Source organism: Leuconostoc fallax KCTC 3537 (assembly GCF_000165675.1).
In the GTDB taxonomy this organism is placed as follows: Bacteria; Bacillota; Bacilli; order Lactobacillales; family Lactobacillaceae; genus Leuconostoc_B; species Leuconostoc_B fallax.
Map to the genome: position 1 here is coordinate 59773 of NZ_AEIZ01000013.1, position 24694 is coordinate 84466.

Below are 24694 nucleotides of genomic sequence, written 5' to 3' on the forward strand. Positions count from 1 at the left end.
TTAATAGTGAAACCTATAGGTTTGTTTACTTTACACCACTCGCCACATCAGCATGGTAAATATATGAACGTGTCATTGGCAAATTCGCACTTGATGGTCCCTTGGTCATTAAGTACTGCACAACGTCAATATTACCGGCTTCAAATGATGCTGCACAAGCTTGAAGATACAAATCCCACATTCTGTAGAAACGCTCACCATAATGCTCTAAGACATGATCTTTAACGGCATGAAAATTATCCGCCCAAATTTCAAGTGTCTTTTGATAATGACGACGCAGTGGCTCCAAATCATCAATCTGAAGTGATGTGCCCATGATGTGTTCAATATTTTCTGACAAGCCTGGAATATAACCACCTGGGAAGATATATTTGTTGATCCAGGCATCAACGCCTTCACCCTTTTGTTGACCAGTAATACCGTGAATTAAGGCAGTACCATTATCCACTAGTAATTTATCAACTTGTTCAAAATATGCTTCTAGATTTTCTTTACCAACGTGCTCAAACATGCCAACTGATGTAATGTGATCATATTGTTGCTTCACTTCACGATAGTCTTCTAGTATGACGCTGACTTGCCCTTCGAGGCCTTCAGCCGCAATTTTTTGATTAACAAGATCATATTGCTGCTGGCTAAGCGTCACGCCGGTTGCTTTCAAACCATACTCTTTAGCTGCTGTTAGGACTAATGTCCCCCAACCACAACCGATATCGAGCAATGTTTCGCCTGGTTTAACGTTTAACTTATTAAGAATATGGTGCACTTTATTCGTTTGTGCCATTTCCAAAGTATCTGATTCATTGGCAAAATAAGCACATGAATAGGTCATCGTTGGATCGAGCCACATCTTATAAAATTCATTACCAATGTCATAATGACTTTGTACATCCTCTTTGCTTGCCTTTTCACTATGGCTACGCTTAGGAATAAATTTTGCAAATTTTGAGCCACGCAAGAAACTCTGGCTTGAGAGATAAGCTGAGGTAACTAATTGCTGTAAATCACCTTGAACTTCAATTTTGCCATCCATATAAGCTTCACCCAAAGTAAGAGAAGCATGGGCCATGATGTCCTTGATAGATACTGGCTCGTGCATAATGATTTTGGCAATAGGTGTTCCCTCACCGTAGGCTTGTGTTTCCCCATCCCAAAATTCAACAGTTACTGGACTCTTGAATGACGTTTTAAAAATCTGTTTATATGCTGCTTTTTCTAACATACTTTTGTCCTTCTTGATATTTAGTTCCAATAACAAAGACTTTACGCTTACAGTTCCAAAAATTCAATATGATTTTGCATATCCATGTAAAAAAGCAACACCTAAACGGTGTTGCAATATATTAAATCACGACCTAAACTTCATCAGTATCAAATTGACCAGGCATGCTTGGTTGCTTGGCAATGTTAATTAATTCCAAAAATTTAACTGGATCTAAAGCAGCTGTTCCTACCAAGACACCATCAATATCAGGTTGTTGCAACAATGCACTAGCATTATCTGGCGTAACCGAACCGCCATACAGAATTCTTACTTGTTCAGCAATCACTGGCGAATAAAGCTTAGCCAATGTTTGTCGAATAAGGTGCGCAGCCTTTTGCGCCTGTTCAGACGTTGCCGCCTCTCCAGAACCGATTGCCCATGTTGGTTCATAAGCAATCGTGATGTTACGGATTTGATCAACAGATACACCAGCCAATGCTGAAGCAACCTGAGCAACAGACGGCTCAGCATCCATAAACTGAGCATATTTACTCATGTCTTCATCCACATCAATAATGGGGCGTAAGCCATTACGTAAAGCAGCCATAACCTTTAAGTTGACGGTTGAATCATTTTCATTGAAAAATTTACGACGTTCAAAATGACCGATTAAAACATACGTTGCACCGATATCTTTTAAAGCACGTGGTGATGTTTCACCTGTATACGCTCCCGCGTCTTCCCAGTGCACATTTTCAGCAACAATATGAATCGGTGAGTCTTGCGTTGCTCTCACCATATCAGCCAAAAATAGATCTTGGGCTGCAATACCAGTTTCAACAACTGTTTGACTTGGCACTTTACTGTTCACATTATCCAAAAATTCAGCGATTTCTGATTGTAGCTTATTAATTTTCCAGTTAGCAACGACAAAGGGAATGCGTCGTGTTTTTGTCATTTTTCTTCACCTCGTAACATCATAAACATGAATATTGCCTCAATTAGTAAAATAAGGACAATGCCATTAGCTGACTCGTTTAACCAATTAAAAAGAACATAACTTGCTAATAATACCGCTAATCCAATACTCGTTTTCACCAAAGCTCGGTGGTATTGACTATGATTCAATTGATCTGATAAGCGCTGATTTTCTGTTTTCAGTTCACTCACATCAAGCTTCAAAGCTTCAATTTCATCTAATAGTTGATCATTTTCACTTTGTAGTTGTTCTGTTTGTGTCAACATATCATCATGAACTTTTGTTGATGATTTACGATGCCACATATCATAAATTAATCCCATAGTGTCTCCTGCCTGCTACATTAAGATACTGTTTGCGCTAACAGGTCCAACGTTTCTTGATGTTGTTTACCGTCAAAGTACTGCTCTAAAGCACGCTGATACAATGATTTATCATGTGCAACATATGCAAATAAGGTTAAGCTAGCCTGTAACTTTTTAGCATCTACTTGACCAAATACTGCAACTGGATCCGTCGTTTCAAGTGACAATAGTACATTGAGAACCTTCTCTAAACGTTGCCTTAATAAGTCATCGACTAAATAAAATTTGGCTTCAGTGGCGTCCGCTATGCCATAGTAGCGTGCCCGTTCACTGCTACCTAAGCCACGTAACTGAGGCAAAACAAACCACATCCAATGGGTTTGCTTTTGTCCAGCTGATAATTCTGCCACAGCTGATACATAGTCACTGACGGCTGTCACTTTACCATCTTGAGCATCGACAAATCGTTGTAATTGACTAGATGTCGTTAATATTTGTGCCTGCTGCGTTATTTTATAATGGCGATAAATTTGATAAACTGCGCGACCCGAAAAAGTAAGGTGCATCGCTTCAATGTCTTGTGGTGATACCCACTTTTTACCGTCAATTTCACTTTCGTCAATCATGTCAGATTCAAAGGACCAGTTCTGCAATAAGAAAATATTTGAAAAGAGCTGTGTCACATCCCCATTTGGATAATGCCCCTGATAATCGGGACCTGATACCATACCAATAGCGATTAAATCGTCAGCTGCTGCATTAATGCCAGATTCTTCAAGTACTTCACGCGCTGCATTTTCCGGCCATGACAATTCAGGCTCAACATAACCACCAGGGAATGCCCAGCCATCAAAATCACGATTATAAATCATCATTAACTGACCCGCGTCATTTTCAATCACAACGTCAGATGTTGGCATAATTAATTTGAAATCATGACCAATTTTTTCACGAATTTTAGCAACATATGAATCTTTATAAGGCATTAAACTCCTCCTAGCTGATGAAGTACCTACTTCATTACTTACTTTCCTTAGCAATATAAATCGGTCTATTTTTGATTTCAAGATAAATCTTGCTAATGTATTCACCGACAATACCAAGTGATGTTAACTGTATACCACTCATAAACAAAATAACGGAAACAAGTGAGGCCCACCCATCGACACTGCCACCATACAATACTTTTCTAAGGATAATAAAGGCGATAGCAATTGCGGACAAAAGCGCAATAGCAATGCCTAATACAGAAACAATGGCTAATGGTACAACAGAAAACGATACAATACCTTCAATCGAGTAGGCAAATAATTTACCAAATGACCATGATGAACTGCCTGCAGTCCGATCAATATTTTTATATTCTAAATATTTTGTATTAAAACCAACCCAGCTAAACAGTCCCTTAGAGAATCGGTTGCGCTCTGCCAATGACAAGATTGCATCGACGACTTGTCGTGTCATCAGACGATAATCACGGACGCCAGATGGCATTGGTGTCGAAGAAATACGATTGATTAACTTATAAAACAATTCCGCAAAGAAAGAACGAATTGGCGGTTCACCTTCACGAGTTGTTCGAATCGTCCCAACAACATCATAGCCATCATTTTCAATACCATTTAGCATTTCTGGTAGCATCTCTGGTGGATCTTGCAAATCTGCATCCATCACCGCTACATAATCACCCTGTGCTGACTGTAAACCAGCATATAAAGCGGCTTCTTTTCCAAAATTACGCGAAAAGAGCACATAATGTACTCGGTCAGGATATTGCGCATTGAGACGGCGTACGACATCGGCCGTTTTATCTTTGGAGCCATCATCAATAAACCAATATTCTATGCTGTATCCTGCCGGTAACTTGACGACTTTTTCAACTGTATCAAAAAAAGTCGTAATTGTTGTCTCTTCGTTATAGGCTGGCACAACGATCGACAATACCTTATTCATTAATGTCTCCCCACGTTCTTTTAATTAATAATCTCCTTTATTATACCAGACTTCCTATGACAAATTGCGCTTGTGCATACGCGTGCGTGCAAAAAAGCAGCCAACTGGCTGCTTTTAAATTAATAATCTTGTTGTGCTAATGTTTTAAATCCAGGAATGGATAACATCACAACTAAACTAATGATATACATTGCTGCTAAACTCATTAATACTGCAGAAACGCTGAAATTATCCATAATCCAGCCGATTACAACAGATGAGAAAGCGCCAAGTGCACGACCTGAGCCCATCAATGTATTAGCAGCTGTTGCACGAATCTCTGGTGGATATAATGCACTAATCACCGCACCATAACCGCCGTACATACCGTTAGAAAAGAAACCAACAATTGCCCCTAAAATGGTCAATGTCCACATGTTATAGGCAAATGTAAAGGCATAAATCATTAATGCCGATGCAATCAAGAAAATAGCAAAGACCCGGCGAGGGCCAATTCGATCTAGGATTGTACCAAATGTCATCATACCTGCAGCCATACCCAAAATAATTGGAATCATACCAAGATTGACATATCCAGCAGTCACTGTTGCTGTAATACCTAACTGCTTACGCATAATCGTAGGCAACCAGTTCATCAAACCATAATAGCCAGCAGTTTGTATCGTTAACATGATAATCAAGGCAAATGATGTATACGCCTTTTTAGGTGTGTTAGCAATGATAGCCAAATTGAATTTCTTTTTGCCATCTTTATATTCTTTTTGTAACGTCTTAAATTCTTGTGTCTCTTTCAAGTGTCGTCGCACAATGTAAACAACGATTAGCGGTAGAAAACCAACCAAGAATAACGCGCGCCAACCAAAGGCTGGCATAATTAATGTTGCCAATATGGCAGCTAGAATCGCACCAACTTGTCCACCGATTGCTGTAATTGAGCTCATTTTACCAACGCGACTTGCGCGAAAACTCTCAGCAATCAATGCCATACTAACGCCATACTCACCACCGGTTCCCATACCAAGTAAGAAACGTGATGCATATATTGTGTGTGCGTTATCTAAAAACGCTAGGAGGACGGTTGCAAAAGTAACCAAAAGAATTGTATAAGATAAGACCTTAACGCGACCAATACGATCAGCTAAAATACCAAATAATATACTACCAAGTAATGCACCCCAGTTAGACATTGCAGCAATTACACCTGCTTGTGTCCCTGTGATATTTAAATCAACGATCATTGGTGCTAATGCAAATGATAAGAAAGTTGCATCCATGTGATCAAGGGTGAAACCTAGTGTTGTAGAGCCCAAAACGACCTTTTGTTCTGACGTCATTTTGTTTGTATTTGTTGTCTGTTCAACATCAATGGACTGACTAATTGTCATGTTCTATTTTCCTCCAAAATGTGTGCTCGCTGACACCCGTTATTTTGTCCGTTAAATATTAAACCATAATTGACTGCAATACACAATTAAACGTTTAACATTTTAAAAAAGCATTTCTCATTGAAGACACATAAAAAAGGCTTAATGTTATTTCATTAAGCCTTTTTATTAGAATCATATCATGATTATTTTTCAGAAATAGAAGCAATACCTGGTAATGTCTTACCTTCAAGGTATTCCAATGAAGCACCACCACCAGTTGAGATATGAGATAACTTGTCTGCAACACCCAATTGTTGTACTGCGGCTGTTGAGTCACCACCACCAACGATAGTTGTGCCACCATTTTCAGTAACTTTAACAAGGTCTTCACCAATAGCCAAAGTTCCCTTAGCAAAGTTAGACATTTCAAACACGCCCATAGGACCGTTCCAAACAACTGTCTTAGCATCTGCCAATGTGTCTTGCAACAATTGAACTGACTTAGGACCGATATCAAGACCCATGTAACCGTCAGGGATACCTGCTGCTGCATCAACAACTTCAGTCTTTGCATCGTTTGAGAAAGCATCAGCAGTAATTGAATCAACTGGCAAAACAAGCTTGTCACCGGCTTCAGCCATTAATTCTTTTGCCAATTCAACCTTATCAGCTTCAAACAATGAGTTACCAATCTGATGTCCCTTAGCAGCATCAAATGTGTAAGCCATACCACCACCAACAATCACCTTGTCAGCTTTGTTTAACAATGACTTAACAATTTCAATCTTGTCAGAAACTTTTGCACCACCAATAATGGCAACAAAAGGACGAACTGGGTTAGCAACAGCATCACCCAAGAACTTGATTTCCTTTTCCATCAAGAAGCCAGCAGCTGCTTGTGAAACATTTGAAGCAATACCAACGTTTGAAGCGTGGGCACGATGTGCTGTACCAAAGGCATCGTTGATGAACAAGTCATCACCCAATGATGCCCAATACTTACCCAATTCAGGGTTATTCTTTGATTCGTTCTTGACAACTTCGCCGTCAACAACATCTTCAAAACGTGTGTTTTCAACCATCAAAACTTCGCCATCTTGCAAAGCATTGATTGCTGATTCTAGTTCTTCACCGCGAGTTTGTGGCACGAACTTAACGTCCTTACCCAATAATTCACCCAAGCGTGCAGCAACGGGTGCCAATGATAATTCTTTCTTATCATCTTCAGACTTGATACGTCCCAAGTGAGAGAAAAGAATTGCACGGCCATTGTTTTCCAAAACATACTTGATGGTTGGCAAAGCGGCCACAATACGGTTATCGTTACCAATAACACCGTCTTTAATTGGCACGTTAAAGTCAACGCGCATTAATACTTTCTTACCTGAAAGTTCCAAATCTGAAACAGTCAATTTAGCCATGATAGCCTCCAATTTTTTAGTTACAACAACATTATAAGTCATTTCTTACTATTTGTGTTGCAAACTGTGAACTTTTGAGCAGGTAAAATAACGCAACAAAAAACGTGCTACATCGTAGCACGTTACTTCTCTCTATCATTGCCCCTGCTGGATTCGAACCAGCGCATAGCGGTACCAAAAACCACTGCCTTACCACTTGGCCAAGGGGCAATAATGATATTTTACAATATCATTATATGGGAGCGGTAGGATTCGAACCTACGAACCCGAAGGAACGGATTTACAGTCCGTCGCGTTTAGCCAGACTTCGCTACACTCCCATGTCGTCTCAAACAACTATATTATAATAACAAATATTTGCATGGTTGACAACCCTATACATCGATTTTTTTATATTATTTTTATATGAGTTTCTAAATAGCATAAATGCCGTCCACAGTGACACAACAATAATGAGTATTTGTAATAAAGTAACGTTCAAACTCGTAAAAAATTTTGCGGCCATGAAGACACCCAAAACACCACCGACCACCATGCCTGCTAGTCCTTGCCAGGATACTCGCTTCATCTTCACAACATTCCACGCCGTCGTTGGCATAATCAATGCAGCGTCCAACATCATCACAGGAAACGCAATACTTGGATTAACACCCATCAGTGAAAAGAAAATTAATTCTGGTGCATAATTACCAAGCCCCATCGTCATTAATATACCAATGCCAAAATTGAAAGCAATACCTAACACTAACCACCACCCATGTAAGCCATGAACGCTCAAAGCATTGTTAGCACCTGGCGTTGTTACCATTCTAACGACCATAATCACGATAGCAATTAATAACGCAAACGCCATTACACGTTGCACAGTTGGTGCATGCCAGTTTTTGGTAATATGGGTGCCAAAATAAGCCCCAAGTACAGCTGCTGTCGTCATCGGAATCAAAGTCATGAGCTCAACTTTTACGGCGGTAATAAAGAATAGCGCTTCTACCATGACGGGAATAGCGTGCATCGTATTAAGCGTCCCTGGTAATTTCCGACCATCATCAATAAAGTGAGTTGCTTGAAAGGCTGCCGTTGTGGTTGCAAAAGAGCCAATACCTAAAGTATCACCAAAATCAGTAAAAAAGCCAATCAATGCCCCCAAACCAAATTTCTTAAATATGGGTGCCTTTGCTTTAAAATATTGCCAAATAAATAAGCTTAATGTTGCTAATAAAGTTATAACCAAGAGCAACTGAATCACTCTCAAGACAATGGTTTCTGTCATTTCCGTCTCCTAATCACATCTTTATATTCTATCCTGTTCTACTTTCTGCGGTCAATAAAAAAGAACCAATCGGTTCTTTTAAGCACTTACCAAATTTGTACCCGATCCTTCGGTGATCGCCACATGCCATCTTTTTCAGTAACATGAAAGATATCAAAGAAAGTATCAAAGTTTTTCACTTGAACATTCACACGTAAGCGTGCCGGCGCATGTACATCCATTGCTGCTAACATCGCCGTATACTCTGGCTTTGCTTTTTGACGCCAAATTTTAGCATAATTCATAAAGAATTGTGTTGCATCAAATCCGACATCTTGCTTAGCGGCAGCCAAAGCAGCACTAAGTCCGCCCAAATCAGCGACATTTTCCGAAAGCGTGAGATGGCCATTAATCTTAGTTTCCCCAATCATTAAACCATCAAATTGCTGTTCAACTTTTTTCGTTCGTTCCTCAAAGTTCTCAAAATCACTGGCAACCCACCACTCATTCAAATTGCCCTTTTCATCAAACCGCGCCCCATTAGTATCGAATGCATGGGTCACTTCATGTGCAATAACCGTACCAATACCGCCAAAGTTCTGAGATGGCGTTTGCTCTAGACTGTAAAACGGTGCCTGTAAAATGGCGGCTGGGAAAACAATTTCATTATGCATCGGATCATAATAAGCATTCACTAAATCTGCAGGCATTTGCCAAATATTACGATCTGGTGCTTTGTGCCATTGACCTAAACTGTAAGCAACAGCTGCTTTAGCAAATTGCATAATGTTCCCCATAATATCTTGTGTACTATCAACCTGCCGTTGTGCCAAATATTCGGGTAATTTATCAGGATAACCAACGTGAATTGTCAAAGCACTCAACTTCTGTGCTGCTTTACGCAAAGTCTCTTGGGTTAACCATGTGTTGGTCGTAAAGCGCTGTTGATAGACACCAATCATTGTTTCAACCATTTTGATAACATCGTTTTTTGCCTTTTCACCAAAGTATGTTTTACCATACCAAAGCCCCACTTGATCTGCAAAGAATAAATGCGCCTGTCGATAAGCTGCCTTATTTTGATCAGGTGCTTGCGCTGTACCCGTCAATGTCCGACGATAAGTGCCAGCTAAGATACGGAGCTCGTTCGTCAAAAATGGTGCCGTTTCATAAGCGGCTTGTGCAATCATCCAAGCCTTAATCATATCAAAATGTTGTGCACGATAAACTTCGTTTGCATGTTCCCAAAATGGTTGATCAGACACGATAATTTTTTCTGGCGTTTGTCCCAATAATGACGTCAAAATGGTTTTCAGATCAACATCTACTACTGACTGTGACAATTCACGCAGCTGCTTTGGGTGATAAAGTTGCCAATAATCAGAAGCTGCCTCATTGCTCATTTTGTATTGTGCAATTAAGCGATCAAATGCCAGTGCTTGATCTACGATGTGTTGTGCCCACTCTTGATCACAACCTGTTGCTAAGAGCAATTGTCGTATCATATCACGCCAAACATTTAATAAAATATCTCTTTGCGGATTATCGTCAGCATACGATGTTGTATCCGGCAAAATTAATTGTGGCGCTGAGAGCCATAATTCATTAAAATCAGCCTGCTTAAAATCAGGTGCTACACCATAACTCAATGGTGTTGTATAAGCATTCTGAATTAAATCAGACCAATGTTGCTGTAAATCAGACCAGCTTTTTAGCGCTTTTAGTGGCTTTAATACGTCGACTAAAGGTTGCACACTATCTGCTTCACGTTGTTGCCAATTAGCCGTCATTTTATGAAATTGTACAAATTCTTTTAATAAATCAGGTGCTACTTGTTTACCATCATGAATAGCTTGTAAGACCCGTCGTTCTTCATCTTCAATGTCTTGATTCAAATCTATAAAGCCACCTGTAACGGGGCGATCTGCGGGAATTGTCGCATTTTGAACCCAATCACCATTAATTGTGTCATAAAAATCATCTTTTATTGCAGTCATTTATTTCACACCATTTCATATTATTTATAATTTTATTATAACGATTTTGTCATTTAGATAACATTCACTTTTATTACTATATCTTAGCCACTGTTTGCCCCATTAGCAGATGATTCGCAATACGAGTGGTATAAAGCGGTTGATTTGCCATTATATTTTGAATAATCATCCTAGTTGCCACTTCACCCATCTGATGAAAATCCTGCTGAATGGCTGTGATTCGCGGCCGTGTTAATTGCGTTAAATTAGTACCATCAATTGAGATTAAAGATAGCTGTTCTGGAATGCTAATCCCCTGATCTTTAGCGGCATTCATCACACCAAGCGCAACCATATCAGAAGCCGCAATAACGGCTGTAAAACGTTCTAATATCGTCTCACGCTGTAATAAGCGTTCTCCACTTTCATAATCAAAGGCACCAGGAAAAACAAGTGCCTCATCAAAAGAAATCTGATGTTCAGCTAATGCCTGTTGATAGCCTTTTAACCGCTGAGTTCCAACTGTTTGATCATTAACTTGGGGACCAACTAGAGCAATGCGCCGATGTCCCTGTGCAATTAAAAATTGACAAGCTTGATAGCCCAAATCAAAATCATCCGAAGTCACTGTTGCAATATCATACGGTAATGTAACGGATACTGAGATGAATGGTAATTTTGAATGTTGCAGTCGCTTAACATGTTCAACTTTTAGTTGAATCGACAGTAGTAAGATCCCTGCAATATTACGACTGACTAAGTTTTCAATGGCGGCTGATTGTGCTTTATCATCATCCCCACCCATATACGAAATGATGATATCAAAGCCATCTGCTTTTGAAGCATCATAAATCCCCTGCATTAAAGAATCAGCAAAATTTGTGTGTGATTGTGGCATAACAACGCCAATCACACGTGGGGCATTCGAGGATAAATCTGAGGCTGCTTTATTTTTAAAATAACCCAATTCAGCAGCAACTTTTCGAACACGTTGTGCCGTTGCTTCACTAAACCGACCTTTATTCGATAATATTCTAGATACTGAAGCATAAGATACCCCTGCTTCGCGGGCAACATCTTTAATTGTGACAGACATCATTAACTCCTAGTGGTTGACTTCTTAAATGTAAACGCTTACAATACTACTTGAGTAAACGTTTACTCAATTTTATTGCACAAGCACTGGAAAGGATTTGAATGGCAACATTATGACTAACACAAGTAAAAAACCGCCGGATTACCGAATCTATCAGCACTCCAATTGTTTCTGATCACATTCGGTTATGCCGGTGTTCAAGTCGCTTTTTCACTACAAACCGGCAGTATGGGCCGTATATTCCAAACCATTGGTGCAGACCCTAATAAGCTAGGATTCTTCTTTATTCTACCACCTTTGGCCGGTATGATTGTTCAACCACTCATTGGTTATTTTTCGGATAAAACATGGCTCCCTCGTATCGGTCGACGTATGCCTTATTTAATCGGTGGGACTCTCGTCGCCGTTATCGTCATGCTCTTGCTACCCAATACCGGTTCCTTTGGTTTCGGTTATGGTTCCATGACCGCATTATGGTTTGGCGCAGTCACGGTTTTATTTATGGATTTATCTTCTAATGCTGCGATGCAGCCATATAAAATGATTATTCCTGATATGGTCAATGAATCTCAAAAAGACAAGGCTTGGACTTGGCAAAACATTTGGGGTAGCGTTGGTTCCATTGTAGCCTATATGTTTCCTTATATTTTGACACTTGTGGGTGTCGCTAACGTGGCTAAGCGTGGTTCTTTACCACCTTCAGTTATTATTTCATTCTATATTGGCGCAGCAATCTTAGTTGTTGCCAGTATCTTTACAATCGTTAACGTTAAAGAATATAACCCTAAAGACTTCGCTGCTTATCACGGCTTGAAAGAAGGTCAGCACAACAATGACCCAATTTCCGTTATTTTGAAGAAAGCACCTACTGTTTTTTGGACATTAGGATTAGTGGAATTCTTTGCTTGGATTGCTATTCAATACATGTGGACATATTCTACTGGAACACTTGCACAAAACATCTGGCACGTGAGTGATCCTGCGACACACGGTTATCAAGAAGCTGGTAACTGGTTTGGTGTTTTGCAAGCGTTATACGCCTTTGTTGCGATTCTCTGGGGATTAGTCATTCAGCGTATTAATAAGAAGACACGCAAGCCCGCCTTTTCATTTGGTATGCTTTGTGGTGGTGTTGGCTTCATTGTTCTAGCATTGGGCCATACCCAACTGATGTCATTACTTGCGTTTGCACTGATTGGAATTGCTTGGATTAGCTTAATTACCATTCCCTTTACTATTTTAACGAATGCATTAGACGGTCAACACGATGGGATGTATTTGGGACTCTTCAACTGCTTTATCTGTATTCCACAGATTTTTGCCTCTGTTGTGAGCTTCTCTCTCTTCCCTGCTTTGGGTGAATCAATGCCACATATGATTATGATTTCAGGTATCTGCTTCTTTATTTGTTCAATCTTAATCTGGGTGGTTAAAGAAACATCCGCCGAAAATCAATTATCTCAACTTTAATTAAAACAAAAGGAGTTTTCATCATGTCAGTAAACACTATCAAATGGTGGCAAAAATCTGTTGTCTATCAAGTTTATCCACGTTCATTTCAAGATACTAATGCTGATGGTATTGGCGATATCGCTGGTATTACACAACGATTAGACTACATCAAGACATTAGGCGCCAACGTTATCTGGTTGAATCCAATATACGCTTCACCCAACAAAGATAATGGTTATGATATTTCGGATTACGATAGTATCAATCCTGAGTTTGGTACAATGACTGAATTCAAAACATTGTTAGATAAGGCCCATCAGCTTGGTATCAAAATCATCATGGACTTAGTCGTTAATCATACATCCGATCAGCACGATTGGTTTATTGAAAGTCGACAATCCAAAAATAGTGACAAACGTGATTTCTATATTTGGCGTGACCCAGTAGACGGTCACGAACCCAACAACTGGGGCTCTTATTTTTCCGGTTCAGCCTGGAAATTTGATGAAGCAACTGGGCAATACTATCTACACCTTTTTGTCGATGAGCAACCAGATTTGAACTGGGAAAGTCAGCGTGTTCGTGACACTATTTTTGATATGATGAACCGCTGGGTGGATCGTGGCATTGATGGCTTCCGTATGGATGTGATTTCATTAATTTCTAAACCAGATGGTCTACCAGATGGTCATATTGCAGACGGCGCGGAATATAGTAATTCTGACAAGATCGTACCGAATGGTCCACATGTCCACGACTATATTCAAGAGATGCGACAAAAGGTGCTCAATCGTGCTGATTTAATTACCGTTGGTGAGACAACAGGTGTTAACGTTGAAAATGCATTAAAATATGCTAACCTTGACGGCTCTGAACTGAACATGGTTTTTGAAATGGAACATGTGAGTTTGGATCACAATCCTAATCCCGCATTACAAAGATGGTATGATCAAAAAGTTGATTTAAGAAAACTAAAAGCCAACATGTCAAAGTGGCAAAATAAGCTATATGGTGTTGCTTGGAACTCGCTATTTTGGGGTAATCACGATCAGCCCCGTGCAGTTAGTCGTTTTGGGGACGATCGCCCTGAATACCGTGAACGATCAGCTAAGATGTTGGCTACGTTATTGCATATGCAACAGGGAACGCCTTATATTTATCAAGGTGAAGAGCTTGGCATGACCAATGCACATTTTGATCAATTAGATGATTACGATGATGTCGAAACTAAAAACGCCTATCACTATTTGGTAGAACGTGACCATCTTATTGACGGCGAAACGATGATGCGCTATATTCAAGCACAGTCTCGTGATAATTCCCGTACACCCATGCAATGGGATAATACTAACAATGCAGGCTTTACAACCGGAAAGCCTTGGTTAAAACTCAACGCTAATTATCCGAAAATCAATGTCACAGAATCACTGAAAAATCCGGATTCCATTTTCTACTATTATCAAAAGTTAATTCAGTTGCGCTATAATGAACCACTTGTCACGACAGGAAAATACCAACTTATCGATGAAGACGATGCTGCTGTTTATGCATATCTTCGCCAAGGTAAAGATGACGCTTTGTTGGTTATCAATAATTTCACCGATCAGACCTTAACCCGTCATTATACGCAATATACGGATCAAAAACATGTTGACCTATTACTTGCCAATTATGCAGATGATACAGGCGAAACGTTACGCCCTTATGAAGCTAGAATTTATAAATTAAGTATCTAAAAAATCAATATAAAAAGCACTGTAAATACAGTGCTTTTTTATATTGATTACTTTTGGTCATTGGCGTATTGCTTTGCCTCTTGTGGCGTTGCTAGAACAAAATGCCCAGGATTCACTTCAATCATTTCACGTGCTTGACCATCTGTTTCAATGCTTGCGTCATATTCAATATGCTGGCGTTGCATTTCTACTTCAGGATCTGGCACCGGTATTGCGGATAATAAGCTCTTAGTATAAGGATGCAGCGGATGATTATAAACAGCATCTGCTGTGCCAATTTCTAATAACTTTCCCCAATGCATAACCCCAATCCGATCAGAAATATACTTTACCATACTTAAATCATGCGCAATAAATAAATAAGTTAGGCTGTGTCTATGTTGCAATTCTTTCATGAGATTAACAACTTGCGCTTGAATTGATACATCTAAAGCTGAAATGGGTTCATCCGCAATAATAAATTTAGGATCGACAGCTAAAGCTCTAGCAATCCCGATACGTTGCCGTTGCCCACCAGAAAATTCATGTGGATAACGCGTAACATGATCTTCGTTCAAGCCAACAAGTTTCAAGAGTTCTTGTACTTTGTCATGACGCTCTTTTTTGCTTTTAACAAGGTGATTAATATCTAATCCCTCCGCAATAATGTCGCGCACTTTCATACGCCCATTCAAACTCGCTTGCGGGTCTTGGAAAATCATTTGTGCATCTTTTCTAAATTCAGATAGTGCTTTGCCTTTTAGATTCGTAACATCTTCATGATTAAACTTAATTTCACCACCAGTTGGCTCATAAAGTTTTAGAATTGTCCGTCCGATGGTCGTTTTCCCCGATCCAGATTCACCAACCAAGCCAAAAACTTCACCTTCATAAATATCAAAGCTCACATGATCAATCGCTTTAACTTCGTTACTTTTCCCTGGATTAAAACTCAACTGTAAATCATTTAACTCAACTAATTTCTTAGGTCTTGCTTGTGTTTCAGACATTAATTAAGCCTCATTTCCTTTTAGTTGTGCCCAATGGGCCCAGCGATTCTGAATTGGAATGGGTGGCGTCACTTTCGGCGCACGTTCATCTAACAACCATGTCGCTGCATAATGTGTCTCACTCACTTTAAAGAAAGGGGGCTCCTCTTGGCGATCAATTGCTAGAGCATATTGATTCCTTGCTGCAAAGGCATCCCCTTTAGGTGGCTCTAGCAAGTCCGGTGGCGTCCCTGGAATTGCCTGTAAGCCACCACTTTGCGTATCTGTTGTTGGCATGGAATTCAGCAATCCCCATGTGTACGGATGTTGTGGATTAAAGAAAATTTCATCTACTGTTCCGTATTCAACAATCTTTCCTGCGTACATCACGGCGACACGGTCCGCCATTCCGGCAACAACACCTAAATCATGAGTAATGAAAATAATGGCGTTATCAGTTTGTTGTTGAATATCCTTCATTAATTTCAAAATTTGTGCTTGGATTGTCACATCTAATGCCGTTGTTGGTTCATCCGCAATCAAAATCTCCGGATCAGCGGCCAGTGCAATCGCAATAACTGCACGCTGACGCATACCACCAGACCATTGGTGTGGATAATCATCAATATGTTCCGCCGCAGCTGGAATACCAACCCCTTCCATCAATGCCAAAGCACGCTTTAATGCTGCTTCCTTTGACAATTTCTGATGTTTCATTAAAGGTTCCGCGATCTGCATACCGATTTTCATGGTCGGATCTAAACTGGTCATGGGGTCTTGGAAAATCATCGCAATTTCGTTACCACGAATCTTTTGCCATTCTGATTCTTTAAGATCAAGTAAGTTTTGACCTTTAAATAATAATTGACTGCCTTCTGATATTTCAGCATTTTTGGCATTTAGCCCCATTAACGTTTTGGTAGTCACTGATTTACCAGAACCAGACTCACCAACAATTGCTAACGTCTCACCTTTTTCTAGTGAAAAAGAAACATCCCGGATGGCTTTTACTTTTCCTGCGTACGTATTGAAATCAACATGTAAATTTTCTACTTTTAAAACTTCACTCATGCTCTACTCCTTAATCCTCACTCGCACGTGGATCAAATGCATCGCGTAAACCATCACCCAATAAGATAAAGGCTAACGAAATTAGCACCAATACAAATGATGGCAATAAAATCTGATAAGGATAGAATTGCAGCATATTTTGGGCATCAGAAATCAAAGATCCCAATGATGATGTTGGTGGCTTAACCCCCAAGTTAATCGCTGACAAAACCGCTTCAAACATAATAGCAGTTGGAATTGTCATCATCACTTGCACAATGATTGTACCAGCCATATTTGGAATTAAATGCTTGAGTGCAACCTTTGTAGAACTCTCACCTAACGACTTAGCAGCTAATACATAGTCTCTTTCTTTGAGTGACAACGTCATATTTCGAACTTGACGTGCCATATTAATCCACCCAGTCATGGCAATCGCTAAGATAATTGAGAAAATACCGTTGCCTAACAATAACCCTAACATCGTCACGATAATTAAGTTTGGAATTGAGGAAACCACTTCAATAATACGTTGTAGCACTGTATCAATCCAGCCACCTTTCCAACCCGAAAAGACGCCGTATGACACACCAATAATCAAATCAATAAATGTTGCGGCAACCGCAACTAACAAAGAAATACGCAAGCCAACCACGATACGTAATCCCAAGGAACGCCCAATGGTGTCCGTTCCTAATAGGAATTTATCCTTACTGGGAACATTTTGCGTAGTATAAACATCGGTTTTTTCTGTTGCTCCTGGCTCTTTAATTTGACCATCCCATCCAGGAATGGGTAAGCCAGATTTAGGTGGTAAATTCTTATATGTCCCCACTTGATTAGAGTCAAAGGCGTTAGCTTTGCTCTGTGGAACAAAAATCGTTGACAATATGGCAAACCCTAGAATCAAAACTAAGAACCATAATGAAATCACCGCCAATTTATTGAGTTTTAATCGTCGCCAAGCATCCTGCCAGAAAGATAGTGCTGGTTTAGAGATATGTTCGTTGGCCTCTGAATTTTGGGCACCAACAATCACAAAATCATTTGTATTTGCAGCCATTTTTCAGACCTCCTATCGCAAACGAACACGTGGATCAACCACTGCCGTCAAAATATCTGTAATCAAAATCATCACCATTAACATCATGGCATATACAATTGTTGTACCCATAATAACTGGGAAGTCCTTAGATGGAATAGACGTCACAAATTGTTGACCGATTCCTGGAATGGAGAAGATATTTTCAATCAATACAGACCCCGTTAATAAATTAGCCGCCATCGGGCCAATTAACGTTAACACTGGAATCATTGAATTACGATAAGCATGCTTGTTAACAATTTCTTTGTCGCTTAAACCCTTGGCTTTAGCAAGCTGTACATAATCAGATGATAACACTTCGATCATTTCCGAACGAACGAATCGCGTTGTTACCGCTGCAGGACTAACAGCTAAGGCTAAAGTCGGTAGAATTGTTTCAGAAAAGGAATCGCCCCAGCCTGACACAGGGAACAACGCCCACTTAAAGCCAAACAAATAAACTAAAATAATACCTAATATAAAGCTAGGTACTGAGATACCCAATGTTGAAATAATCCCTAATGTACCATCAATTTTGTTGTTCTTATTTCGTGCCGAAGCAGCCCCCATAAAGAGGCCGGCGATGACACCAACAACTAGGGCTTGGGCGCCCAGTTGTGCTGATACAGGGAGACGTTGACCAATTAACATCCCCACACTTTGGTTTTGATATTGAAATGACGTTCCAAAATCACCAGTAAAAGCATTAGCAAGATAGTGCAAATACTGTTGCCACACTGGCAAGTCAAGTCCATACGCTTTATTCAATTGTGCTAACATGTCTGGCGTTAATTTAGGGTTATTAAATGGCGTTCCTGGCATAACTTGCATCAAGAAAAATGTTGCCGTAACCACTAAAAATAACGTGAAGACTAAAAGTAGTAATCGTTTCGAAATATATTTAACCATGAGTCGTCTTCCTAATAAATAAGAATTGACCATAACCATATGATCAATTCTTATTACTAATTAATGATAAGTTAATAATAGCAAAATTTTGTTATTGACGATATGCTTTTGTGACATCCATTTGTAAGCCAGTTGTGTTAATCAATACACCCTTTACATTTGAACGTTGTAATGCATATTGTGAACGGAAGTAAAGTGGGTTAATATTTCCTTCATCAAACAAAGCTTTTTCAGCTGTCTTATAATTGCTATCTCGCGCTGCATCATTCAAAGCATTCTTTGTTTCAGCTTCTTCGAGTGCTTTATCATAAGTCGTATTCTTGAATTTACCGTTGTTATATGAAGAATCACTCTTGAACAAGTCATAGTATGTTGACCCTTCAGGATAATCACCACCCCAAAGAGTAACAACTGCATCAAAGTTTTGTGTCTGTGAGTCTTTTAGACGTTGGGCAAATGGTACAAACTTTTCTTCAACCTTTAGATTAGGCAAAGCTTTTTGCAAAGAACCTTGGAGGTAGTCCAATGTCGACTTTGCAGCTGGTCTGTCTGCATCAGAAGTGATAGTGAGCGTCATTTTTGATTCACCAACTTCTTTTAATCCTTCTTTAAATAGTTCTTGAGCCTTCTTAGTGTCATAGCTATATCCTGGGTTAACATAAGCAGCCAAATCTTTGCCATTAGCTGTCTTTGCCAAAGCTTCTGGTGCTAGTCCAGTAGCGGCTGTTGAAATACCTGACGTAACCTGATCCGTCAATTCTTTACGATTTGTCGCATAGTTTAATGCTTGGCGAATCTTTTGATTAGCTAAGAACTTATTTTTACCTGTTTGATTATATTCAATAAATGATGTTGTAGCCTCCGGTTGCTTAACGGCATCCTTATTATTTTTATTGGCCTTATAAAGTTCGGGTGTATCAGAAATAGTTGTTCGATCAAGCTTACCTTGTTTATACAGTTGAACAGCTGTTTCGGGCTTTTTTACAACTTGCCAAGTAATTTCATCAGTTTTGGTATTCTTGGCGTTCCAATAATTATCATTTTTTACCATCTTGAAGCTATTATTAGTCCCATTCCAACCTTCAAACTTATATGGTCCGGAATATAACTGCGTCTTAGCCGTTGTCGCATATTTCTTACCTTGCTTATCCACAAAGCTTTCTTTTTGCGGCATAAAGTTAGCAAATGTCAGCAGATACTTAAACTGTGGCAATGGTCGTTCCAAAGTGAACGTCAATTTATTACCATCCGCCTTAACACCTAAAGTATCAACAGGTGCTTTTTTGGCTGTAATTTTATCTGCATTCTTAACACCAGAGGCGAGATAAGCATATTGTGATGCTGTTTTTGGATCAACTATGCGTTGCCAAGAATAGACAAAGTCTTGAGCCGTCAATTTTGAACCATCTGACCACTTCAACCCATCACGTAGTTCAGCTGTATAGGTTAAGCCATCTTTCGAAGCGGTAACTGACTTGGCCAAATCCATCGCTGGCTTACCGTCTTTATCAATTCTCATTAAATTAGAACCAGTGTTACCAATTATGTTACCAGAATAAGTATCTGTATTTTTTGAAATATCTAGTGTTTGAATTTCAGTAGGTAAAGTGAAATGTAGTGACTTTGAATTCGCACCGTCTTTACTATTGCCCCACAAACCAGCGGCACGTGTACCACCAGCTACGACAACAACGGCCGCAGCGCCTAGGGCTACTTTTTTCCATGTATCCATATAAAATATCCTCCCGAGACATTTCTTAACAATGAGAATATTTTATCACATCAATATCTCATATACAACTCATTATATGACACAATGAAAACGCATACAAATAAAAAACACTATATCTACTGTATAGTGTTTTTTAATAATCATTCATTTTTCTTATCTTAAGCTAATTTTGAATCAAACCATTTAGCTAATAATGATAGGCCATAGTTGACAACAAAGTACATCGCCGCAATCAATAGCAAAATCGGTACCATGTACGTATTATCTTGTCCGTAGACAATTTGTGCACGATACATTAACTCAGGTAAGACAATGGCCGTTGCCAATGATGTATCCTTAACCAAAGAAATAAATTGTGAAATCAATGGCGGAATCATCGTCTTATATGCTTGTGGCAAAATGATATGCCACATTGTTTGCGCGTTGGACATACCGGTTGAACGTGCGCCTTCTGTTTGACCAAAATCAATTGACTTTAAGCCACCACGGATAATTTCGGCAACCATCATCGATTCAAATGCTGTCATCGCAATAATTGCTGATGTCAGGATGGAAAGATGGACGCCAAAACGTGGTAAGGCGAAGTACGTAAAGAAGATAATTAACAAAAGTGGTAAGTTTCGAACAATATCAATAATCAAACCCACAAACCGTGAAAAATATGGTATTTTTTCATATCGGATAACACCTAAAATGGATCCGATAACGAAAGACAAAACAATTGATACGACTGAAACTAAAATCGTGATCCCTAGACCGCCTAGCAAATACTTTAAATTATCAGCACTGAAGGCAGAAAACATTGAAGATAAAATTATCATAATTCCTAAGCCTCCTATGCGCTTTTCTTTTCAAGATGTTGCATGTAATAAGATAGCGGCAACGTGATAATCAAGTACAAAATACCTGCAACGATATATGTGTTAAACGGATCAAAATTCAAGCCCGCAATGACGTTCGCCTGGTACATAATATCAAATCCCGCAACAAAGGCAAGAATCGAAGAGTTTTTAACTAAGTTAATAAACTGGTTCGCTAGAGATGGTAAGGCAACCACAAATGCTTGTGGCAGGATAATTCGTGACATCGCTTGTCCGTATGACAATCCGTTAGCACGCGCCCCTTCCATTTGACCACTATCAATCGATTGAATACCGGCTCTCACTGTCTCTGCAATAAATGCAGAAGTATATAGTGTCAAACCTAACGTTCCCGACCAAAATCCGGAGATTTTAATGGCGTTTGAAATCACAATATAGAAGAACATTGTAATAACCAACAGCGGTATATTTCGGAAAATTTCCACATAAGTGTGACCAAAAATGGACAACGCCTTATTTGGTAAAATTTCTAGAATGGCAAACAGCGTACCTAAAATCATCGATCCGACAAGGGCAATTAACGATGCAAGGAGTGTATAACCGAATCCTGATAAAAATGTTGAGAGATTATCTGTAAATATCGTCGTCATTTTTGCAAAGTCCTCCAATCCAATCCGGGTACATTTGAGAACCATTTCTTGATCAAACGATTATATGTGCCGTTTTTTTCTAGTTCATCTAGGGCCTTATTCATCGCCGCAATCATCCGAGGTTGGTCATTATCTGTAGCCAATCCATAAGGTTGGTTCGTAAAGTTACCACCGACAATCTTATAGCCCGGATTTTGTTGCGCTAGTCCATATAATATCGCATTATCAGTTGTTAACGCATCACCTTGCCCAGCCTTTAAAGCTGTCATGCTCTGTGCATAATCAGCTAATGAAAGCACTCTGACTTTTGGCGCAAATTCCTTCATGGTTGGTATCGCTGTAGTACCAACTGCTCCGATAACTGTTCGACCCGGCTGATTCAAATCTTTAACCGAACGAATGTCCGAATTTTCCTTAACTAACAAAGACTGTCCGGCTGGGAAATAAGGTTGCGTAAAATCAACTTGATTTTCTCGTTCCTTGGTAATTGTCATAACCGAGGCCGTTGCATCAATGTTGGCATTTTTAAGCAACTGAATTTTCGAGCTAGAAGAAACTTGAACCAGTTCTGCCTTAAGTTTAATGTTTTGGTCTTTAGCGATTTGTTTCGTCACTGCGCGAGCAATATCAACATCGAAACCTTCATATTCACCAGTTTTAGTATTCATTAAACCAAACAGGCGCGTATCAGCTTTAACACCCCATACAATACGATGCTGTTCCTTAATACGATCAAATGTATCCACATGTTTTGCTTCAGAAGCACCTTTGGCTAAACCGCCCCATACACCCAAGACAATCAATAACGCTAAAACAATCGCAGCGATTAAACCAAATCGCTTTTTTTAGCCTTTTCCATATTATCCCTCCATTAATGACGTTCTACTTGACTCAAGAACTGCTTGGCTCGAGGGTCGTCTGGATTCGTAAAGAATTTCTCAGTTGTACTATCTTCCAAAATTTCGCCGGCATCCATAAAGATAACACGATCTGCAACCTGCTTGGCAAAGTTCATTTCGTGCGTCACGACTAGCATTGTCATATCAGAATCCGAAGCAATATCCTTCATAACATCCAATACATCACCAATCATTTCTGGATCCAAAGCAGATGTTGGTTCATCAAACAACAACGCTTTTGGCTTCATAGCTAATGAACGAGCGATGGCTACACGTTGCTTTTGCCCACCAGACAAAGCAGAAGGCATACTATCAGCTTTATCAGCTAAACCAACCTTATCAAGCAACTCCATAGCAACTTTTTTGTTCTCTGCCTCATCACGCTTCAAAACTAAGCGTGGTGCCAACATGATGTTCTCTAGCGTTGACTTATTATTGTAGAGATTGAAATGCTGGAAAACCATTCCAACATTTTTACGAATACGATTGATATCCGTTTTCGGATCATGCAAATCATACCCATTAACGATTAGCTGTCCTTCTTGAATTTCCTCTAGCCCATTAATTGTTCTAATTAACGTTGATTTACCTGAACCTGACGGTCCAATAAGCACAACGGTTTCACCAGCATCAATGGATAGATTTACATTTTTTAAAGCATGGAAGTCACCATAGTACTTCTCAACATTTTTGAATTCAATCATTGACATGATTAATCTCCTCTCTAGTACAAGGTTCTAGTATAAATTAAGAATATAAGATATTTTTCCCATATTGTATTATCAATTAAACCTTAACTATTATTGTACTAGTAAAACCTGTAAACAGTCAAAGTTAAACCACTATAAATTACAGAAAACACATAAAAAATTAACATTTCATCTCATTTTGTTTGGAATAAATGCATAAATTAAAAAAGCAAGGTTAATTTGTTAGTATTTCACCAATTAAACCTCTTCATTATCGTACATCAACAGCTCTAAAATTATTTTCATTTGTATAAATATACATTGCTTATATAATATATTGTGAATGTGATCACTAATGCCGCGTATATAAAATTTACTTTTTGCCAGATTTTAATCATACCCGAAAATTCACGTAACAGCGCAAACATTTTATATGTATATTTCGTATGTGCTCCTCTGACCGAAACATTAAGTCCCTGCTGCTTAGCCAACATTAGCGCCCTATATAAATGATAATTGCTTGTATATAGCGTAAAATTTTCCCGAATGATGCGATAAGTTAACGCTATATTTTGAAAGGTATTACGTGAATGTTCTTCTAGAATTGTTTTTCTAACGGTATTTTATATTTTAAAACTGCATAATCCCGCATTGCCCGCGCTTCACTTAGTATTTCATCCGGTCCTTGTCCACCCGAAAACACCATTATGGGCCACTCACCAGTTGTTTTATAAATACTATGTGCATCCTGCGCCATGAGATCCACTCGTGCACCTACAATTTTGCCAACATACTGTCCTTGAACTAAACCACCACCTAGCACAACTAATGGCCCAGTCTGCGGTTGCCTAGTTAAATTCATCATTATATTACGTACTATAAAATATCCAAATTCTACAACGATTAGAAAAGAAATTGCATTAACAAGATAAATAATATTTTTATCTACTTGTTGGTAGAAAGACCAGGCATTAACAGAAATATTAGTACCTATATACATTACTAGTAAGGCTACATATCCCAATACGAGGCGTTTCATCGGATTTTTTCGCCAATATTTAAATGTATAGTAAATAATGAACGTTGTTAACACTAAACCAATAATATTTAAAACACTCAATAGCAACATTATACGCACCTCTATTCTAGAGTTA

The 24694-nt window shown here is 39.2% G+C and carries 23 protein-coding genes and 2 tRNA genes; 2 read left to right on the forward strand and 23 right to left on the reverse strand.

Annotation, left to right across the window (positions count from 1 at the left end; genetic code table 11):
- Positions 1–25: 25 nt before the first annotated feature.
- The 12 genes from LEUFL_RS0103325 to LEUFL_RS09470 all read right to left on the reverse strand — a co-directional run bounded on the left by LEUFL_RS0103325 (position 26) and on the right by LEUFL_RS09470 (position 11553).
- Positions 26–1222, reverse strand: a complete 1197-nt coding sequence (locus LEUFL_RS0103325; RefSeq protein ID WP_010007449.1) for an SAM-dependent methyltransferase — start codon at positions 1220–1222, stop codon at positions 26–28.
- 133 nt (positions 1223–1355) lie between these two features.
- A complete protein-coding gene (tpiA, locus tag LEUFL_RS0103330; protein ID WP_010007450.1) occupies positions 1356–2162 on the reverse strand; it encodes a triose-phosphate isomerase in 807 nt (268 codons plus the stop codon).
- Positions 2159–2506: a hypothetical protein gene (locus LEUFL_RS0103335; protein WP_010007452.1), complete on the reverse strand. Its 348-nt coding sequence runs from the start codon at positions 2504–2506 to the stop codon at positions 2159–2161. Before LEUFL_RS0103335 ends, tpiA begins: the two co-directional genes overlap by 4 nt.
- A 20-nt stretch (positions 2507–2526) precedes the next feature.
- Positions 2527–3474 carry a DUF1810 family protein gene (locus tag LEUFL_RS0103340; protein WP_010007453.1) on the reverse strand — a complete coding sequence of 316 codons (948 nt, stop codon included), beginning with the start codon at positions 3472–3474 and terminating at the stop codon, positions 2527–2529.
- A gap of 34 nt (positions 3475–3508) precedes the next feature.
- Positions 3509–4441, reverse strand: a complete 933-nt coding sequence (locus LEUFL_RS0103345; protein WP_010007454.1) for a glycosyltransferase family 2 protein — start codon at positions 4439–4441, stop codon at positions 3509–3511.
- Between the two features lie 119 nt (positions 4442–4560).
- The gene (locus LEUFL_RS0103350; RefSeq protein WP_010007455.1) at positions 4561–5826 is read right to left on the reverse strand and encodes an MFS transporter; all 1266 of its coding nucleotides are present in this window, start codon (positions 5824–5826) and stop codon (positions 4561–4563) included.
- Between the two features lie 185 nt (positions 5827–6011).
- Complete coding sequence (locus tag LEUFL_RS0103355; protein WP_010007456.1) at positions 6012–7229, reverse strand: phosphoglycerate kinase; 1218 nt, start codon at positions 7227–7229, stop codon at positions 6012–6014.
- A gap of 138 nt (positions 7230–7367) precedes the next feature.
- Positions 7368–7439, reverse strand: a tRNA-Gln gene (locus LEUFL_RS0103360).
- A 27-nt stretch (positions 7440–7466) separates the two neighbouring features.
- Positions 7467–7549, reverse strand: a tRNA-Tyr gene (locus LEUFL_RS0103365).
- Positions 7550–7557: 8 nt separating this feature from the next.
- Entirely contained in the window at positions 7558–8499 is a 942-nt protein-coding gene (locus LEUFL_RS0103370) for a sodium:solute symporter (protein ID WP_010007458.1), read from the reverse strand.
- An 86-nt stretch (positions 8500–8585) separates the two neighbouring features.
- Complete coding sequence (locus tag LEUFL_RS0103375) at positions 8586–10475, reverse strand: M13-type metalloendopeptidase (protein ID WP_010007460.1); 1890 nt, start codon at positions 10473–10475, stop codon at positions 8586–8588.
- A gap of 76 nt (positions 10476–10551) precedes the next feature.
- On the reverse strand, positions 10552–11553 hold the full coding sequence (locus LEUFL_RS09470) for a LacI family DNA-binding transcriptional regulator (protein ID WP_081458708.1): 1002 nt from the start codon (positions 11551–11553) through the stop codon (positions 10552–10554).
- 162 nt (positions 11554–11715) lie between these two features.
- Here LEUFL_RS09470 and LEUFL_RS09475 point away from each other — a divergent pair, with 162 nt between their 5' ends.
- Both LEUFL_RS09475 and LEUFL_RS0103390 read left to right on the forward strand, forming a co-directional pair.
- Positions 11716–13020 (forward strand): SLC45 family MFS transporter, encoded by a 1305-nt coding sequence (locus LEUFL_RS09475; RefSeq protein ID WP_010007463.1) that lies wholly within the window; start codon positions 11716–11718, stop codon positions 13018–13020.
- A gap of 23 nt (positions 13021–13043) precedes the next feature.
- Entirely contained in the window at positions 13044–14738 is a 1695-nt protein-coding gene (locus LEUFL_RS0103390; RefSeq protein ID WP_010007467.1) for a glycoside hydrolase family 13 protein, read from the forward strand.
- 47 nt (positions 14739–14785) lie between these two features.
- On the opposite strand, the gene LEUFL_RS0103395 is transcribed toward LEUFL_RS0103390, so the two are convergent.
- From LEUFL_RS0103395 to LEUFL_RS11260, 11 genes are all read right to left on the reverse strand, one after another.
- The gene (locus LEUFL_RS0103395) at positions 14786–15727 is read right to left on the reverse strand and encodes an ABC transporter ATP-binding protein (protein ID WP_010007468.1); all 942 of its coding nucleotides are present in this window, start codon (positions 15725–15727) and stop codon (positions 14786–14788) included.
- 3 nt (positions 15728–15730) lie between these two features.
- Positions 15731–16777: an ABC transporter ATP-binding protein gene (locus tag LEUFL_RS0103400; RefSeq protein ID WP_010007469.1), complete on the reverse strand. Its 1047-nt coding sequence runs from the start codon at positions 16775–16777 to the stop codon at positions 15731–15733.
- 10 nt (positions 16778–16787) lie between these two features.
- Entirely contained in the window at positions 16788–17819 is a 1032-nt protein-coding gene (locus LEUFL_RS0103405) for an ABC transporter permease (RefSeq protein ID WP_010007470.1), read from the reverse strand.
- 12 nt (positions 17820–17831) lie between these two features.
- Complete coding sequence (locus LEUFL_RS0103410) at positions 17832–18749, reverse strand: ABC transporter permease (RefSeq protein WP_010007472.1); 918 nt, start codon at positions 18747–18749, stop codon at positions 17832–17834.
- Positions 18750–18840: 91 nt separating this feature from the next.
- Entirely contained in the window at positions 18841–20481 is a 1641-nt protein-coding gene (locus LEUFL_RS0103415) for a peptide ABC transporter substrate-binding protein (RefSeq protein ID WP_010007474.1), read from the reverse strand.
- 158 nt (positions 20482–20639) lie between these two features.
- Positions 20640–21299, reverse strand: a complete 660-nt coding sequence (locus LEUFL_RS0103420; RefSeq protein ID WP_029508628.1) for an amino acid ABC transporter permease — start codon at positions 21297–21299, stop codon at positions 20640–20642.
- Between the two features lie 17 nt (positions 21300–21316).
- Positions 21317–21952, reverse strand: coding sequence for an amino acid ABC transporter permease (locus LEUFL_RS0103425; RefSeq protein WP_010007477.1), 636 nt, complete (start codon positions 21950–21952; stop codon positions 21317–21319).
- On the reverse strand, positions 21949–22755 hold the full coding sequence (locus LEUFL_RS0103430) for a transporter substrate-binding domain-containing protein (RefSeq protein WP_237697889.1): 807 nt from the start codon (positions 22753–22755) through the stop codon (positions 21949–21951). Before LEUFL_RS0103430 ends, LEUFL_RS0103425 begins: the two co-directional genes overlap by 4 nt.
- 68 nt (positions 22756–22823) lie before the next feature.
- Positions 22824–23561 (reverse strand): amino acid ABC transporter ATP-binding protein, encoded by a 738-nt coding sequence (locus tag LEUFL_RS0103435; RefSeq protein WP_033192904.1) that lies wholly within the window; start codon positions 23559–23561, stop codon positions 22824–22826.
- Positions 23562–23842: 281 nt separating this feature from the next.
- Positions 23843–24145 (reverse strand): YdcF family protein, encoded by a 303-nt coding sequence (locus LEUFL_RS13500; RefSeq protein ID WP_373419071.1) that lies wholly within the window; start codon positions 24143–24145, stop codon positions 23843–23845.
- Positions 24139–24694: YdcF family protein (locus LEUFL_RS11260; RefSeq protein ID WP_373419069.1), on the reverse strand; the 556-nt coding region annotated here is incomplete at its 5' end. The genes LEUFL_RS11260 and LEUFL_RS13500, both read right to left, overlap by 7 nt.

Bases quoted from the DNA above. Each gene is read 5' to 3' on its own strand.
- LEUFL_RS0103435 (WP_033192904.1), bottom strand. From the start codon at position 23,561: ATGTCAATGATTGAATTCAAAAATGTTGAGAAGTACTATGGTGACTTC.
- LEUFL_RS0103345 (WP_010007454.1), bottom strand. From the start codon at position 4,441: ATGAATAAGGTATTGTCGATCGTTGTGCCAGCCTATAACGAAGAGACA.
- LEUFL_RS0103405 (WP_010007470.1), bottom strand. From the start codon at position 17,819: ATGGCTGCAAATACAAATGATTTTGTGATTGTTGGTGCCCAAAATTCA.
- LEUFL_RS0103395 (WP_010007468.1), bottom strand. From the start codon at position 15,727: ATGTCTGAAACACAAGCAAGACCTAAGAAATTAGTTGAGTTAAATGAT.
- LEUFL_RS0103400 (WP_010007469.1), bottom strand. From the start codon at position 16,777: ATGAGTGAAGTTTTAAAAGTAGAAAATTTACATGTTGATTTCAATACG.
- LEUFL_RS0103375 (WP_010007460.1), bottom strand. From the start codon at position 10,475: ATGACTGCAATAAAAGATGATTTTTATGACACAATTAATGGTGATTGG.
- tpiA (WP_010007450.1), bottom strand. From the start codon at position 2,162: ATGACAAAAACACGACGCATTCCCTTTGTCGTTGCTAACTGGAAAATT.
- LEUFL_RS0103415 (WP_010007474.1), bottom strand. From the start codon at position 20,481: ATGGATACATGGAAAAAAGTAGCCCTAGGCGCTGCGGCCGTTGTTGTC.
- LEUFL_RS0103335 (WP_010007452.1), bottom strand. From the start codon at position 2,506: ATGGGATTAATTTATGATATGTGGCATCGTAAATCATCAACAAAAGTT.
- LEUFL_RS0103425 (WP_010007477.1), bottom strand. From the start codon at position 21,952: ATGACGACGATATTTACAGATAATCTCTCAACATTTTTATCAGGATTC.
- LEUFL_RS0103390 (WP_010007467.1), top strand. From the start codon at position 13,044: ATGTCAGTAAACACTATCAAATGGTGGCAAAAATCTGTTGTCTATCAA.
- LEUFL_RS0103325 (WP_010007449.1), bottom strand. From the start codon at position 1,222: ATGTTAGAAAAAGCAGCATATAAACAGATTTTTAAAACGTCATTCAAG.
- LEUFL_RS0103350 (WP_010007455.1), bottom strand. From the start codon at position 5,826: ATGACAATTAGTCAGTCCATTGATGTTGAACAGACAACAAATACAAAC.
- LEUFL_RS0103340 (WP_010007453.1), bottom strand. From the start codon at position 3,474: ATGCCTTATAAAGATTCATATGTTGCTAAAATTCGTGAAAAAATTGGT.
- LEUFL_RS0103370 (WP_010007458.1), bottom strand. From the start codon at position 8,499: ATGACAGAAACCATTGTCTTGAGAGTGATTCAGTTGCTCTTGGTTATA.
- LEUFL_RS0103410 (WP_010007472.1), bottom strand. From the start codon at position 18,749: ATGGTTAAATATATTTCGAAACGATTACTACTTTTAGTCTTCACGTTA.
- LEUFL_RS0103355 (WP_010007456.1), bottom strand. From the start codon at position 7,229: ATGGCTAAATTGACTGTTTCAGATTTGGAACTTTCAGGTAAGAAAGTA.
- LEUFL_RS09470 (WP_081458708.1), bottom strand. From the start codon at position 11,553: ATGATGTCTGTCACAATTAAAGATGTTGCCCGCGAAGCAGGGGTATCT.